Origin of the sequence: Stutzerimonas sp. FeSN7 (genome assembly GCF_030263795.1) — a bacterium.
In the GTDB taxonomy this organism is placed as follows: Bacteria; Pseudomonadota; Gammaproteobacteria; order Pseudomonadales; family Pseudomonadaceae; genus Stutzerimonas; species Stutzerimonas stutzeri.
The window spans coordinates 1,305,748-1,320,486 of record NZ_JARPMN010000001.1 but is presented as its reverse complement, the minus strand read 5'-3'; the positions used below and the strand labels follow the sequence as shown (position 1 = coordinate 1,320,486).

The 14,739-nt window shown below is 65.1% G+C and carries 10 protein-coding genes and 1 tRNA gene; 5 read left to right on the top strand and 6 right to left on the bottom strand.

Features of this window, described 5'->3' with window-relative positions; translation table 11 throughout:
• Window positions 1–56 precede the first annotated feature (56 nt).
• Both P5703_RS06100 and P5703_RS06095 read left to right on the top strand, forming a co-directional pair.
• The gene (locus P5703_RS06100) at window positions 57–3,524 is read left to right on the top strand and encodes a hybrid sensor histidine kinase/response regulator (RefSeq protein ID WP_285585850.1); all 3,468 of its coding nucleotides are present in this window, start codon (window positions 57–59) and stop codon (window positions 3,522–3,524) included.
• A gap of 292 nt (window positions 3,525–3,816) precedes the next feature.
• Entirely contained in the window at window positions 3,817–5,064 is a 1,248-nt protein-coding gene (locus tag P5703_RS06095) for an MgtC/SapB family protein (protein ID WP_045158690.1), read from the top strand.
• Between the two features lie 15 nt (window positions 5,065–5,079).
• Here P5703_RS06095 and P5703_RS06090 read toward each other — a convergent pair whose 3' ends face one another.
• Complete coding sequence (locus P5703_RS06090) at window positions 5,080–6,552, bottom strand: DNA recombination protein RmuC (RefSeq protein WP_285585849.1); 1,473 nt, start codon at window positions 6,550–6,552, stop codon at window positions 5,080–5,082.
• Between the two features lie 68 nt (window positions 6,553–6,620).
• Window positions 6,621–6,968: a tetratricopeptide repeat protein gene (locus P5703_RS06085; RefSeq protein ID WP_017244955.1), complete on the bottom strand. Its 348-nt coding sequence runs from the start codon at window positions 6,966–6,968 to the stop codon at window positions 6,621–6,623.
• A gap of 545 nt (window positions 6,969–7,513) precedes the next feature.
• Here P5703_RS06085 and P5703_RS06080 point away from each other — a divergent pair.
• The 3 genes from P5703_RS06080 to P5703_RS06070 are packed head-to-tail and all read left to right on the top strand — an operon-like array spanning window position 7,514 to window position 10,661.
• Window positions 7,514–10,078 carry an intermembrane phospholipid transport YdbH family protein gene (locus P5703_RS06080; protein ID WP_285585847.1) on the top strand — a complete coding sequence of 855 codons (2,565 nt, stop codon included), beginning with the start codon at window positions 7,514–7,516 and terminating at the stop codon, window positions 10,076–10,078.
• A 38-nt stretch (window positions 10,079–10,116) separates the two neighbouring features.
• Window positions 10,117–10,308: a YnbE family lipoprotein gene (locus P5703_RS06075; protein WP_013983382.1), complete on the top strand. Its 192-nt coding sequence runs from the start codon at window positions 10,117–10,119 to the stop codon at window positions 10,306–10,308.
• An 8-nt stretch (window positions 10,309–10,316) separates the two neighbouring features.
• Window positions 10,317–10,661: a YdbL family probable chaperone protein gene (locus P5703_RS06070; protein WP_285585846.1), complete on the top strand. Its 345-nt coding sequence runs from the start codon at window positions 10,317–10,319 to the stop codon at window positions 10,659–10,661.
• Window positions 10,662–10,715: 54 nt separating this feature from the next.
• Here the strand turns inward: P5703_RS06070 and P5703_RS06065 are convergent, their stop codons facing one another.
• The 4 genes from P5703_RS06065 to P5703_RS06050 form a co-directional block, all read right to left on the bottom strand.
• A complete protein-coding gene (locus P5703_RS06065) occupies window positions 10,716–11,024 on the bottom strand; it encodes a hypothetical protein (protein ID WP_013983384.1) in 309 nt (102 codons plus the stop codon).
• 72 nt (window positions 11,025–11,096) lie between these two features.
• On the bottom strand, window positions 11,097–13,460 hold the full coding sequence (locus tag P5703_RS06060; protein ID WP_285585844.1) for a DNA polymerase II: 2,364 nt from the start codon (window positions 13,458–13,460) through the stop codon (window positions 11,097–11,099).
• A gap of 147 nt (window positions 13,461–13,607) precedes the next feature.
• Window positions 13,608–13,697: transfer RNA gene (locus P5703_RS06055), tRNA-Ser, on the bottom strand.
• A 116-nt stretch (window positions 13,698–13,813) separates the two neighbouring features.
• The gene (locus tag P5703_RS06050) at window positions 13,814–14,683 is read right to left on the bottom strand and encodes a phosphoribosylaminoimidazolesuccinocarboxamide synthase (RefSeq protein WP_049325537.1); all 870 of its coding nucleotides are present in this window, start codon (window positions 14,681–14,683) and stop codon (window positions 13,814–13,816) included.
• Window positions 14,684–14,739: the final 56 nt, after the last annotated feature.

Sequence of the window (14,739 nt, the reverse complement as noted above, 5' to 3'; positions counted from 1 at the left end):
TTACCGGCCAACCGAAGCCAGCCTCCTGGCATCTACCTTCGCTTTCTGGAGTTTGCATGACGCTGTCAGGCGGGCTGATCGCCGCGGTCGCCCTCGTCTATATGGCCATTCTGTTCGCCATCGCCTTCTATGGTGACCGTAACAGCGCCTCCATGTCGCCGCGCCTGCGGCCCTGGGTCTACAGCCTCTCTCTGGCGGTGTACTGCACCAGCTGGACCTTCTTCGGTGCCGTCGGCCAGTCCACCGAGCAGCTGTGGGCGTTCCTGCCGATCTATCTGGGTCCGATCCTGCTCATGCTGTTCGCGCCGCACGTGATCCAGAAGATGATCATGATCAGCAAGCAGGAAAACATCACCTCCATCGCCGACTTCATCGCCGCGCGCTACGGCAAGTCGCAGCTGCTGGCGGTGGTGGTCACGCTGATCTGCCTGGTCGGTGTGCTGCCCTACATCGCCCTGCAGCTGAAAGGCATCGTGCTCGGGGTGAACGTGCTGAGCGGTATCAATGTCGAGGCGGCCGGCACCGGCACCCGCGACACCGCATTGATCGTCTCGATCGTCCTGGCGCTGTTCACCATTCTCTTCGGCACGCGCAATCTCGACGTCACCGAGCACCACCGCGGCATGGTCCTGGCGATCGCCTTCGAATCGCTGATCAAGCTGCTGGCCTTTCTCGCGGTCGGCGCATTCGTCACCTTCGGCCTGTACAACGGCTTCGGCGACCTGTTCAACCGCGCCCACGACGCGCCTGAACTCGCCGATTTCTGGAGCGAGAACGTCAACTGGGCAGCGATGCTGGTTCAGACCACCGTGGCGATGATGGCGATCGTCTGCCTGCCGCGGCAGTTCCATGTCGCGGTGGTAGAAAACATCGAGCCGCGCGACTTCCGCCTGGCCCGCTGGGTGTTCCCGCTCTACCTCGTGCTGGCCGCCGTGTTCGTCGTGCCGATCGCGCTCGCCGGTCAGATGCTGCTGCCGGCGGGCGTCACTCCGGACTCGTTCGTCATCAGCCTGCCGCTGGCCGAGCTGCACCCCTGGCTCGCGCTGCTGGCCTTCATCGGCGGTGCTTCGGCGGCGACCGGCATGGTGATCGTCGCCAGCGTGGCGCTTTCCACCATGGTTTCCAACGACATGCTGCTGCCCTGGCTGCTGCGCCGCCAGGAAGCCGAGCGCCCCTTCGAGGCCTTCCGCCACTGGATGCTCTCGGTACGCCGCATCACCATCGTGGCGATCCTCCTGCTGGCCTACGTCAGCTACCGCCTGCTCGGTTCCACCGCCTCCCTGGCCACCATCGGCCAGATCGCCTTCGCCGCCATCACCCAGCTGGCGCCGGCCATCGTCGGCGCGCTGTACTGGAAACAGGCCAACCGCCGTGGCGTGTTCGCCGGCCTCACCGCCGGTGCGGCGATCTGGTTCTACACGCTGATCCTGCCGTTGCTCGGCTGGCCGCTGGACATGTTCCCGGGCCTGAGCTGGATGTACAACGGCGGCCTGGGCTTCGGCCTCAGCGGCCTGACCCTTGGCGTGACACTTTCGCTGGTGGGCAATGCGACGCTGTTCTTCTGGGTGTCGATCCTGAGTCAGACACATGTCGCCGAACACTGGCAGGCAAGCCGCTTCATCGGCCAGGAAATCGCCTCGCCGACTGGCGGCCGCCGCCTGCTTGCCGTGCGCGTCGAGGACCTGCTGACCCTGGCATCGCGCTTCGTCGGCGCCGAGCGCGCCGAGCAGAGCTTCCAGCGCTTCGCCCGCCGCCACGGCCAGGACTTCTCGCCCAAACTGCAGGCCGACGGCCAGTGGATCGCGCATACCGAGCGCCTGCTCGCCGGCGTGCTCGGCGCGTCCTCTACCCGTGCGGTGGTCAAGGCCGCCCTGGAAGGCCGCGACATGCAGGTCGACGACGTGGTGCGTATCGTCGGCGAGGCCTCCGAGGTGCTGCAGTTCAACCGAGCTTTGCTGCAAGGCGCGATCGAAAACATCACCCAGGGCATCAGCGTGGTCGACCAGTCGCTGCGCCTGGTGGCCTGGAACCATCGCTATCTCGAACTCTTCGAGTATCCGGACGGGCTGGTCTACATCGGCCGGCCGATCGCCGACATTATCCGCTACAACGCCGAGCGCGGCCTGTGCGGGCCGGGCGACCCCGATACCCATGTGGCCAAGCGCCTGTACTGGATGCGCCAGGGCCGTGCCCACACCTCCGAGCGGCTGTTCCCCAACGGCCGGGTCGTCGAGCTGATCGGCAACCCGATGCCCGGCGGCGGCTTCGTCATGAGTTTCAGTGACATCACCGCGTACCGCGAGGCCGAACGGGCCCTGAAGGACGCCAACGAAGGCCTGGAACAACGCGTCAGCGAACGCACCCAGGAGCTGTCGCAACTGAATCAGGCACTGATCGAGGCCAAGAGCACCGCCGAGGCGGCGAACCAGTCCAAGACCCGCTTCCTCGCCGCGGTCAGCCATGACCTGATGCAGCCGCTCAACGCGGCTCGCCTTTTCTCCGCCGCGTTGTCGCACCAGCAGAGCGCCCTGCCCAAGGAAGCCCAGGAACTGGTACAGCACCTGGACAGCGCGCTGCGTTCGGCCGAGGACCTCATCACCGACCTGCTGGACATCTCGCGCCTGGAAAGCGGCCGGGTCACCCCGGATCGCAACCCCTTCCCGCTGGCGACGCTGTTCGACACCCTCGGCACCGAGTTCACCGCACTGGCCCGCGAACAGGGCGTCAACTTCCGCGTGCACGGCAGCAAGCTACGCGTGGACAGTGACATCCGCCTGTTGCGCCGGGTACTGCAGAACTTCCTTACCAACGCCTTCCGCTATGCCAAGGGCCGAGTGGTGCTCGGTGTGCGCCGGCAGGGCTCGTCGCTGCGCCTGGAGGTGTGGGACCGCGGCCCGGGCATTCCGCAGGACAAGCTCAAGGTCATCTTCGAAGAGTTCAAGCGCCTGGACAGCCACCAGACCCGCGCCGAAAAGGGCCTGGGGCTAGGCCTGGCCATCGCCGACGGCCTCTGCCACGTCCTCGACCACCCGCTGGAGGTGCGCTCCTGGCCGGGCAAGGGCAGCGTCTTCAGTGTCACCGTGCCGATCGCCCGCGCCGTCAGCCAGCCACGCCCGGCGGTCAAGCGTGGCGAGCCGCAGCACAGCGCTCTGACCGGCACCCAGGTGCTGTGCATCGACAACGAGGACAGCATTCTGGTAGGCATGAACAGCCTGCTCACGCGCTGGGGCTGCCAGGTCTGGACCGCCAGCAACCGCGCCGACTGCGAAGCGCTGCTGGCGGACGACATTCGTCCGCAGCTGGTATTGGTGGACTATCACCTGGACGAAGGCCAGACCGGCACCGAGCTGATGGCCTGGCTGCGTACCCGCCTCGGTGAACCGGTGCCAGGTGTGGTGATCAGCGCCGACGCGCGCCCCGAGCTGGTGGCGGCCATTCACGCCAGCGGCCTGGACTTCCTCGCCAAGCCGGTGAAGCCTGCGGCGTTGCGAGCGTTGATGAGCCGCCATCTAACGTTGAGGTAATGGCCTCGGGCCTTATTGGCAGGCAGGCTCTGCTTGCCTGGTGACCTTCTCTTTCGCGCCGGCCAGCGAGCCGGGGCGAAGGGAAAAGCGGCTCGCCCGGGACGCCGAAACGCAGGGCATCAGCACGCCTGGCAAGCCCTGCTCACCAAGCGGCCGGCCCGGACCGATGCCAGCGATACAAAGCAGCCAGTCCGGTATGAAGACCTGGGGACGAATCAGCTGCTCCAAGCCAACCGTCGCACGGCGACACCGTTAAACTGATGGCCAACTGCACCCTTCACCATGGTGGCCAATGACCCTGGACTTCTTCCTCAACCTCGCCACGGCGCTGGGCGTCGGGCTGCTGATCGGCACCGAGCGTAGCTGGAGCGGGCGTGAAAGCCCCGGCCAGGAGCTGGTGGCGGGCATCCGCACCTTCGGCCTGGCGGGCCTGTTCGGCGGTCTTGCTGCGGTGAGCGTCACCCATCTCGGCGCGTTTGCCTGGGTCGCGATGTTCATCGTGCTGGGTCTGCTGGTGATCGCCGGCTACCTGATTGATGCGCGGCGCAGCGGCGATCATGGCATGACCACCGAGGTCGCCCTGCTGCTGACCTTCCTGCTCGGCAGCCTGGCGATTGCGGAGAGCCGTCAGCTGGCAGCCGCCTGCGCCATCGTGGTGGCGCTGCTGCTGAGCCTCAAGACCCGCCTGCACCAGGCGCTGAAGCGCCTCAGCGAAGCCGAACTGGGCGGCGCGTTGAAGATGCTGTTCATCTCGGTGGTGCTATTGCCGGCGCTTCCCAATCAGGGCTACGGCCCCTGGCAGGCGCTCAACCCCTACACCACCTGGATGATGGTGGTGCTGATCGCTGGCATTGGCTTCGCCGCCTATGTGGCCATCCGCGCTTTCGGTGCGCGCCATGGGCTGCTGGTGACGGCGCTGCTCGGCGGCATCGTTTCGTCCACCGCGATGACCATCACCCTGGCCCGACTGAATGCGCCACAGCTGCGCGCTGCACTGGCGGCCGGCCTGCTGGCGACCTCGGCGCTGATGTTCCCGCGCGTGCTGCTGGAGGTGGGCATCGTCAATCCTGCCCTGCTGCCTGGGCTGAGCCTGCCCCTGGCCGCAGCCGGTGCGATCTACGCGGCCGGCGCGTTGTTTTACTACCTGCGCGCTGCCAGCGCTGCCGACAGCGATGCCGAGCCCCTGCTGAAGAACCCGTTCGAGCTGGGCCCGGCGCTTCGCTTCGCCGCGCTGCTGGTGCTGATTCTCCTGCTGGTGGAAGGCGCGCGACGCTGGTTCGGCGACGCCGGTATCTATCTGGTTTCGCTGCTGGCGGGCCTGACCGACGTCGATGCCATCACCCTGTCGCTGGCCAGCAAGGCCCGCGACGGCCTGGCCCATGAGGTGGCGGCACGCGGCATCGTCTTCGCCGCGTTGAGCAACAGCCTGGTCAAGGCGATGCTGATCGTCCTGATCGGCGGCCGAGAGCTGGCCGTGCGCACGCTGCCGATCATGTTTGCCGGCCTGCTGACCGGGCTTGCGCTGCTGCTGTTGCGTTAAACGTTCAGCCGCGCGTCACTCGCCGGCTTCGCTGAAGGCTTCGGCCCCTGCCCGCTCCAGCCAGTCACCCGGCAGTCGCTTGCTGGCCCGCGCGCCGAGGGACTTCAACTGCTCGGCGCGGCCGACCAGGTTGCCACGCCCGTCGCTGAGCTTGTTGCGCGCAGAAAGGTAGGCCCGATCCACCTGCTGCAAGCGATTGCCGATCTCGTCGAGATCCTGGATGAATGCGACGAACTTGTCGTAAAGCGCACCGGCCTTTTCCGCGATCTCCCGAGCGTTCTGGCTTTGCCGTTCCTGCCGCCAGAGGCTGTCGATGACCCGCAGCGTGGCCAACAGCGTGGTCGGGCTGACGATCACGATGTGCCGACCGTAGGCCTCCTGGAAAAGCTCGGGATCGGCCTGCAGGGCCGCCGCGAATGCCGCTTCGATGGGTACGAACAGCAGTACGAAATCGAGGCTCTGCAGCCCCTCCAGATGCTGGTAGTCCTTGAGCGAAAGCCCCTTGAGGTGGTTGCGCAGCGATTGCACATGCTGCTTGAGCGCTAGCGCACGGCTGCCTTCGTCCTCGGCGCAGGTCAGCGCCTGGTAAGCGGTCAGGCTGACCTTCGCATCGACCACGACCTGCTTGTCGCCCGGCAGGTGAATGAGCACGTCCGGCTGGAAGCGCACGCCGTCGGCACTCTTGAGACTCACCTGGGTGTGGTATTCGCGGCCTTTCTCCAGACCGGCATGCTCCAGAACCTTCTCCAGTACCAGTTCGCCCCAGTTGCCCTGGGTCTTCTGGCCCTGCAGGGCACGGGTCAGATTGGTCGCTTCGTCGCCCAGACGCTGGTTCAGCTGCTGCAGCCGCTCCAGCTCTCGGGCCAGGGAAAAGCGCTCGCGGGCCTCGTGCTGATAGCTTTCTTCGACGCGCTTCTCGAAGGCCTGGATGCGCTCTTTCAACGGCTCAAGCAGCTGTCCCAGCCGCTCATGGCTGGACTCGCTGAAGCGTTGCTCACGCTCGTCGAAGATCCGGCCGGCGAGCTCGGCGAATTGCGCACGCAGTTCGTCGCGCGCGGCCTGAAGGTCGGAGAGGCGCTGCTGATGCGCGTTGTGCTGCTCGCGCAGCTCGGCGTCCAGCGCGGCATGGGCGGCGCTCAGCCGACGTAGCTCCGCCTGTTGCGCGTCGCGCTCGGCCTGCAGATCGGCAATGGTTTCGGTGTCGTGGCCGCGCTGCGTGCGCAGCAGCTCGGTCTCGCGTCGCAGCGCGGCCAGTTCGGCCTGCTGCTCGGACTTGATACCGCTCAGCTCGGCGAGCTCGATCCGATAGCCGTCCAGCTGTGCGGTCAGGCCTTGCTGCGCCGAAATCGCCTGCCTGAGCCGTTCTTCGAGCAGAGCCTGCTCGGCCTCGCCAGTGACCAGGCGGCGCTGGAGATAAAGGCACAGCCCTGCCAGGGCGATCAGGCCGAATGCCAGACCGATCAATAGATGGAGGGGATCAAGGGACATGAAAGGCTCCGGCGAAGTTGCCCGGCAGTATAGCGACCCGCTGTACGCCGGTCAGGCAGGGATGCCGGTCAGCCCCGGACCTGCCGCAGAACCCGTGCCGCCTCATGCGAACCCTGCGCCGCGGCCTGCTCCAGCCAAAGCCGTGCCTTCGCCGGCTCGGGGTGATCCGGTTCACCGCACAGGCGGCCGAGCTCCAGCTGCGCCTGGCTATCGCCTGCCCGGGCCGCCTGGCGCAGCAGCTCGAATCCGATGCGACGGTCGCGCTGGCTGTCGCACTCGCAGCACAGCAGGCGGCCAAGGCGGCTCTGCGCTTCGACCACACCCTCGCGCGCAGGCTGCTTGAGGAGGCGTCCGGCAATCCGCTTGACGCCCTGGTTCCGGCCCAGGTGCTGGCTGTCCAGCAACCACAGCGCCATGCGCAAGGGCAGGCGCGCCGTTGGAGTCGAGGTGGCAAATGAGGCGGGAGCCGAAGTACGCGTTCTCATGCACATCAAGGGGGCTGGTGAATAAGGTCGCGCACTCTACTCCTTTTTTCCGAGAGTTAAAGTCTTGTCAAAAGCGAAAAAATTAGATCTGAATCACACCAGACAGTAATCCACAGAAGCTGTGGATAAGTCAGTGGACAAGCAGCAGACAAATCGTCGAATGCCACGTCTCATGGGGGCTGCGCTTAAACTGGCGGTTTTTTCGCCAATGCCAAAAATGCTTATTTTTCAATTGGTTAGTAACGATCTATGGGCTTCGTTGGTTTGCGACTGTTTGTCATAAGGCCTTGACAGAGCCATTGCGAAAATGTGCACAAGTTCGGCGCACGGGTCGCAAAGTGCCTGGCCACAAGGGCTGGCGCGGAGTTCCGGTGAACTTCGAAGCAACTCTGCTGTCGTGCATCGCACCTCGCTGGCGCACATCGCCCGGGCCCGTTCTACGGCTATGCTGTAGCCCTCGCTTTATGGACGCAGCCATGACCAAACCGTGGAGAACCGTTTCCGTGCTGGCCGCCGGGCTGCTCGCCCTGCTGATGGTGCTGAGTGCCGTTGCCTGGAGCCAGTGGCAAGGGTTCAAGCATGAGCAGGGCATCGAACTACTGGAATGGCAGGGGCTACGGCTTTCCTCAGGCGGTATCTCGGCAGAGCGCGTGCGCTATGCGCAGAACCCCGAGAACGGCCTCCATCTGGCTGCTAGTGCCTCCGGCATCACCCTGCGGTTACCCAGCTTTTTTCGCCCGTTGCCGCCTCGTTCGCTGCAAATCGACCAGCTTGAGCTGGAGATTCGCTCGTATCCGCCCGCCGGCGACAGCGAGCCGCCAGCAACGGATCTGGAACAGTACGAACGGTGGGCCGCCTGGCTCCCGCAGCGACTGACCATAGCCGATCTGCGGATCAGCCTGCCCTGCGCCAAGGGACGCTGCGACGAACGGGGGGCGCTGAGGTTCGAGCGGAAGGGCGAATCGTTGCTGCCGCTGGACGGCCGCCTGGACCTGCGACGCAACGAGCACAGGCTGTCACTGACCATCGACGCGCAGGGTTCCGCGCTCGGCGAAAGCCTCGTACTGGCCACGCTGGCTATCGACGAACAACCACGACTGGAAACCCGCCACCAGCTGGAACATTCCGACAGGACGTTGCGCTGGAATGGCACGCTTTCCATGGGCAGCCTGCCGGAGGCGCCCTGGCTGCTGGCTTGGCTCAGCGAGTGGACGGCCACGCCAACCGCCGCCCTCCCCGACATGCCTACGGACATGCGCATCGGCGCAGGCTGGGCACTGACCCTGATACAGAACGATGACGGCGTTTATGCCTGGCGCAACGCTGCGGGCGAACTGCGCCTCTCCACCCACATTCCTGCCGCCTGGCCGGTCATAGGTCTCGGGGAGCTGCAGGGCGACCTCGACCTGGCCGCTCGAGGGCAGGATGGACTGTGGTTGCCCACGGAGCTGAAAGCAAACCTACAACTGCGTCCATCGTCCACCCTGCTGACGGACGTGCCGGCCGCGCTACGCCCGAGTCAGCTGAATATAAGCGTCGAGCCGGTAGCCACTCAGATGACGCCTGGGCAGCTACCTGTGCAACTTCGCGTGGAGGCCCAGGGCGGCACGCCGTCCAGCCTGCAGGCGCGCATGCGACTGGCGACCTCCCCCCCTTATGCACTGGACATCGAGCAGGCCCGTGTGCAGACACGCAGCACGCGCTTGCAGCTGGACGGCCTGACGCTGCAGAACCTCGACGCCAGACTGGATTTCTCCGGACGCGCCGACCTCCGGAAACTCGAATTGCAGCTGCAGCCGTCATCCCGTGTCAGTCTGGCACGCCTTGCCACCGGCGATATCGTCGCCAGTCAGGTGAGCGCGGCGTTGCCGCGCACACTGGCACTGCAGATCGAGCGCAACGTCGAGCAGCCAACTGCCTGGCGTACCGAAGGGCCGCTGGAACTGCGCCTGGGTCGCCTCGAGCATCCGCAGCTGCTCAGCCAAGGCTGGCGCTGGAACGGCCAGCTCAAAGCCGACGCTACAGCTCTGAACGCCACCGGCCCCGCAAGCAATGACGTCGGACTGACGCTTGCGCTGAACGTCGAGCAGCACTGGAACGGGCCATTGCACGTCGGCGCAAAGCTGCAGGAAATCTTCCTGCGCGCCGGCAATCCGCTCGCCCGCAGCCTCTCCGCGTGGCCCGCGGCGCTTGAGCTCAGCAGCGGACGCCTGTCGGGCGAAGGCAAGTTGACGCAGCCCGCCGGCGGCGGCACCCCAACTGCGAGCCTGACACTCGATGCGCGGGGACTGGCCGGCATCTTCGACCGCAGCGAGATATCCGGCCTCGACGCACGCCTGGCAGCCGGCCTGCAGCGCGACCGCCTTCGTCTGGACATCGGCGAGCTGCGGCTGGCCGAGATCAATCCCGGCTTCACCTTTGGCCCGCTGCTGCTGCGCGGTCACTACGAGGCAGCCGTCGACCAGCCGACACAGGGACGCCTGACCTGGCAGACCGCCGAAACCCGGATTCTTGGCGGGCGATTCTGGTTGCCGGCCGGCACCCTTGACCTCGCGGCGCCACAGCAACGGCTCAGCGCCCGGCTGGAAGGCGTGCAGCTGGGCGACGTGCTCGCCGCCTATCCGACCGAAGGCCTCAACGGCAGTGGCCTGATCGATGGCAGCTTCGACGTGCAGCGCAGCGCCGCAGGGCTGAGCGTGCAGGATGGCAAGCTCGCCGCGCGAGTACCGGGCGGCGTGCTGCGCTTTCGTTCGCCGAAGATCGAGGCCCTCGGCCAGGCGAATCCGGCCATGAAGATCGTCACCGAAGCCCTGCACAATTTTCACTATGATCTGCTCACCAGCGACGTCCGCTATGATGAGCGCGGCAAGCTGAACCTCGGGCTGCGTCTGAACGGCCGCAACCCGGCCCTGGAAGGTGGTCGGCCGATCAACTTCTCGATCAATCTGGAAGAGGACATTCTGGCGCTGTTGACCAGCTTGCAGCTGAGCGACCGGGTAAGCGAAACCATTCAACGGCGGGTGCAGGAACGCCTCAGATAAGGCGATGCAGCCGCGAAATCGACACAGGAGAAACCGCCATGCGGTTGCGCCATACGCTGACCATCGTGTTGCTGGGTCTCTTCGCCAGCGCCTGTACACCGCGGGTGGAACTGGCCGTGCCGAACGAGCCGATCAACATCAACCTGAACGTGAAGATCGAACACGAGATTTATATCCGCGTGGACAAGCAGCTCGACTCGATCATCAACCAAGACAGCGGACTGTTCTGAGGACGACCATGAAAGCCTATCTGAAACTGACCAGCCTGCTCCTGGCGCTTCTGCTGGCCCTGCCCGCCGCAGCGATGACCCTCAACGAAGCCATGTCCGCCCTGGGTGAAGCCAAGGCCAGCGGCATGCTCGGCGAGAAGCCCGACGGCTATCTGGGCGTGGTTCGCTCCAGCAAGAACGCCGAGGAGATTGCCAGCCAGATCAACCAGGCTCGCCGCGCCGAGTACCACCGTGTTGCCAAGCAGAACGGCATCAGCGTCAGCGTCGTCGAAGCCATCGCCGGCAAGAAGGCCATCGAAAAGACGCCGCCCGGCCAGATCATCCAGCTCAACGGCAACTGGGTCCGCAAGTGACCTGAGGCGATGGTCGGGCCTGCCTGACCATCGCGCCCACCGACCCATTAGCGCCTACAACAGCGTCAGGCCGTGCGCCCTGACCACCAGCGACTTCTGCCGAAACCTGCACTCCAGATCGACGCGATACTGCGCCCACCAGTCCCGCTCCAGCTCTTCTACCATCACTTCGTAGACCACCGTCTCGTCCCGCACCGCGTTCTCGCCGTCCTCCAGCCAGTAGCCATTGGCCGGCGCACGGCTGTAAGTGGTCAAACCGCCGAAGCGCTCGATCAGCTCCTCGCTCACGGTGCGAAAGAGCGACCTCGGCAACGCCTGCTGATCGTTGTCGTAAAGCGGCAACAGCAACTGGACAAGGAACATACGCGACATCGGCGAGGAAAGTGGGAGCAAGCATTCGACCCCGCACTGCCGGAGATGACGCCCGCCTGGCGGTCAGAACAGCCCCAGCTGCCCGTCGATCAGCGAGGCGAAGTCGTCGCCGACAAAGGGCAGGATCGCGTCCGCCACTGGCTGCAGCTGGCGCGTCACGTAGTGGTCGTAGTCGACGGCAGAGGTGCGCGCCTCCAGTGGCTCAGGGCCGGCGACGGTGATCAGATAGCTGATCCAGCCGCAGTTCTGATACTGCCGCGGACGACCAAGACGGTCATTGCACTCGTCGGCCAGGCGCGCCGCCCGCACATGCGGCGGCACGTTGCGCTGGTAGTCGTCCAGCCGGCGACGCAGGCGCTTGCGGTAAACCAGCAGCTCGTCGAACTCGCCAGCCAGGGTTCGGCGCACATACTCACGCACGTAATCCTGGTGCGGCTGGCGGTGGAAGATGCGCAGGTACAGCTCCTGCTGAAAGCGCTGCGCCAGCGGCGACCAGTCCGTGCGCACGGTTTCCAGCCCCTTGAACACCATGCCGTCGCTACCATCCGCGCGCGTGACCAGGCCGGCATAACGCTTCTTGCTGCCCTCCTCGGCGCCGCGGATCGTCGGCATCAGGAAGCGCCGGAAGTGCGTTTCGTACTGCAGCTCTAAGGCACTGCTCAGGCCATACTCGTCACGCAGATGCCCACGCCACCAGTCGTTGATCCGCTGTACCAGGTCGCGACCGATGCGTTCGGCCGCCTCGTCCGAATGCGCCCGGCCCAGCCAGACGAACGTCGAGTCGGTGTCGCCGTAGATCACCACATGGCCCTGGGCCTCTATCAGTTCCCGCGTGCGGCGCATGATCTCGTGGCCACGCAGAGTGATCGACGATGCCAGCCGGGGGTCGAAGAAGCGGCAACCACTGGAGCCGAGCACCCCGTAGAAGGCATTCATGATGATCTTCAGCGCCTGTGACAACGGCTTGTTGTGCTCGCGCTTCGCCGCCTCGCGGCCTTCCCAGACGCGTTCAACGATGGCCGGCAGGCAATGCCGGGTGCGCGAGAAGCGCGCCCCGCGAAAGCCTGCAACCGATGCGTCATCGGTCGGCTGGCGCAGCCCCTCGATCAGCCCCACGGGGTCGATGAGGAAGGTGCGGATGATCGACGGGTACAGGCTCTTGTAGTCCAGCACCAGCACCGATTCGTACAACCCCGGCTGCGAGTCCATGACGAAACCGCCCGGGCTCGCCTCGGCCTGGCGCTCGCCCAGATTAGGCGCAACGAAGCCCTGTCGGTGCATCAAAGGCAGATAGAGATGCTCGAACGCTGCCACCGAACCACCGCTTCGGTCAGCCGCTAGACCGGTGACAGTGGCCCGCTCGAGGAGAAAGGTCAGCAGCTCGGTATGGGCGAAGATGCGCGTCACCAGCTCGCAATCCTTGAGGTTGTATCGGGCCAGCGCCGGCTTGTCCTCGGCGAACATGCGGTCGATCTCCGCCATGCGCTGGTAGGGGTTGTCGATCGCCTTGCCCTCCCCCAGCAAGGTCTGGGCGACATTCTCCAGACTGAACGAGGAAAAGCTCCAGGTCGCCGAGCGTAGCGCCTCGATACCGTCGATGATCAGCCGGCCCTCGGCCGCGGCGAAAAAGTGATTGCTGCGAGCGCCATGCTCGCGCCATTCCATCGTCGCCCCGGTGCGCCCCAGGCGCAGCGGCACCTGCAAGCGCTGCGCATGTTCATGCAGTACACGCAGGTCGAACTGCACCAGATTCCAGCCGATGATCGCGTCCGGGTCGTGCTCGGCGAACCAGGCGTTCAGCCGTTCCAGCAGTTGCCCTCGGCTTTCGCAGTACTCCAGGGAAAAATCGACGGCCGAAGCATCGCCGTTTTCCGGACCGAGCATATAGACCTGACGCTGGCCGCAGCCCTCCAGAGCAATGGAATACAGATCGCCGCGGGCCGTGGTCTCGATGTCCAGCGAGACCAGCCTGAGCCTCGGACGATAGTCCGCCGCGGGTTTGAGCTGCACGAACGAGGCGCCACTGTGCTCGGCGCCATCGACGAAGCACACCGGTGCGGTGATGAAGCGCTCCATGAGGTAACGCTCGGGCGGCCTGATATCCGCCTCGTAGACGTCCACACCGACATCGCGCAGCCGCCGCGAGCAGTCCATCAGTCGGCGATGCGACCGGCAGTACAGCCCCATGACTGGGCGATGATGGAAGTCGTGCAGGTCGAGCGGCCGCAGCTCGACGTCAGGCTCCTGTCGCAGCACGGACTCGACGAAAGCGCGCCGCTCCTGCGCAAAGAAGGCGACCGAATGCCGGTAAGGCACGCACACCCGCCGCGGCCCGTTGTCGGTGGCGAGCCAGAAACTCACCTCGGTACCCACAGGCGTCTCTCGCCAGTGGCGGGTCAGGATAAAACCCTGCTGCAGCTGCGACATCAGCCTCCCCGGCACCTGAATGAACAGCAAGCCCGTCCTCTCCCGGGCAGCTCGTATCGCATACCGATGCACCGCACGGTAAACGCCAACCCAGAAAAGCAAAAACCCCCGCACTCTCGCGAGTACAGGGGTTCAGGCTATATGTAATGGCGGAGAGATAGGGATTTGAACCCTAGGTACCCGCGAAGGTACAACGGATTTCGAATCCGTCCCGTTCGGCCACTCCGGCATCTCTCCAGCGGCGCGCATCATAGCAGCTGGATCGGCTTTGTCGAACCCCAACTGCACAGATTTTTTACCGTTTTTCAGCCGCTTGCACCGCCGGGCGACCGATTCCGGCCGCCCGGTACCCTTCACGCGGTCAGCCGCGTCAATGCTTCGCGATACTTGTTGGCGGTTTTCTGCGCGACCTCTGCGGGCACGGCAGGCGCAGGGGGCTGCTTGTTCCAGCCGGTGGACTCCAGCCAGTCGCGGACGAACTGCTTGTCGAAGCTCGGTGGGTTCTTGCCCTCTTCATAGCTGTCGGCGGGCCAGAAACGGCTCGAGTCGGGCGTCAGCACCTCATCCATCAGGGTCAGCGTGCCGTTCTCATCCAGGCCGAACTCAAACTTGGTATCAGCAATGATGATCCCACGAGTGGCGGCGTACTCGACGGCTGCGCTGTAGAGCGCGATGGATACGTCACGCACCTGCGCAGCCAGCTCCTTGCCGATGATCGCCTCGCATTGCTCGAAGGAGATGTTCTCGTCGTGGTCGCCTACCGCGGCCTTGGTCGAGGGGGTGAAGATCGGCTGCGGCAGCTTGGCAGCTTCCTTCAGGCCGGCGGGCAGCTGGATGCCACAGACGGTGCCGCTCTTCTGGTATTCCTTCCACCCGGAGCCGACGATATAGCCGCGCACGATGGCCTCTACCGCAACCGGCTTGAGGCGCTTGGCGACGACCGCGCGCCCCTCCACCAGCGGCAATTCGTCAGCCGGCACCACGTCCTCGACCTTGTCGCCGGTGAAGTGATTGGGAATCAGGCCCTTGAGCTTGTCAAACCAGAAGTTGGAGATGGCGGTAAGGATCTTGCCCTTCTCCGGAATCGGCTCGGCAAGGATCACGTCGAAGGCCGACAGGCGGTCGGTGGCGACCATGAGCATGCGTTTGTCGTCGATCTCGTAGAGGTCGCGAACCTTGCCCGAGTAGATCTTCTTCAGGCTGAGGGCGGTGGGAGTGGTCATACGCAATTTTCCGCGGTTGGCAGGTCAGCAGAAACGAAACAGGCGAAACCATGGGT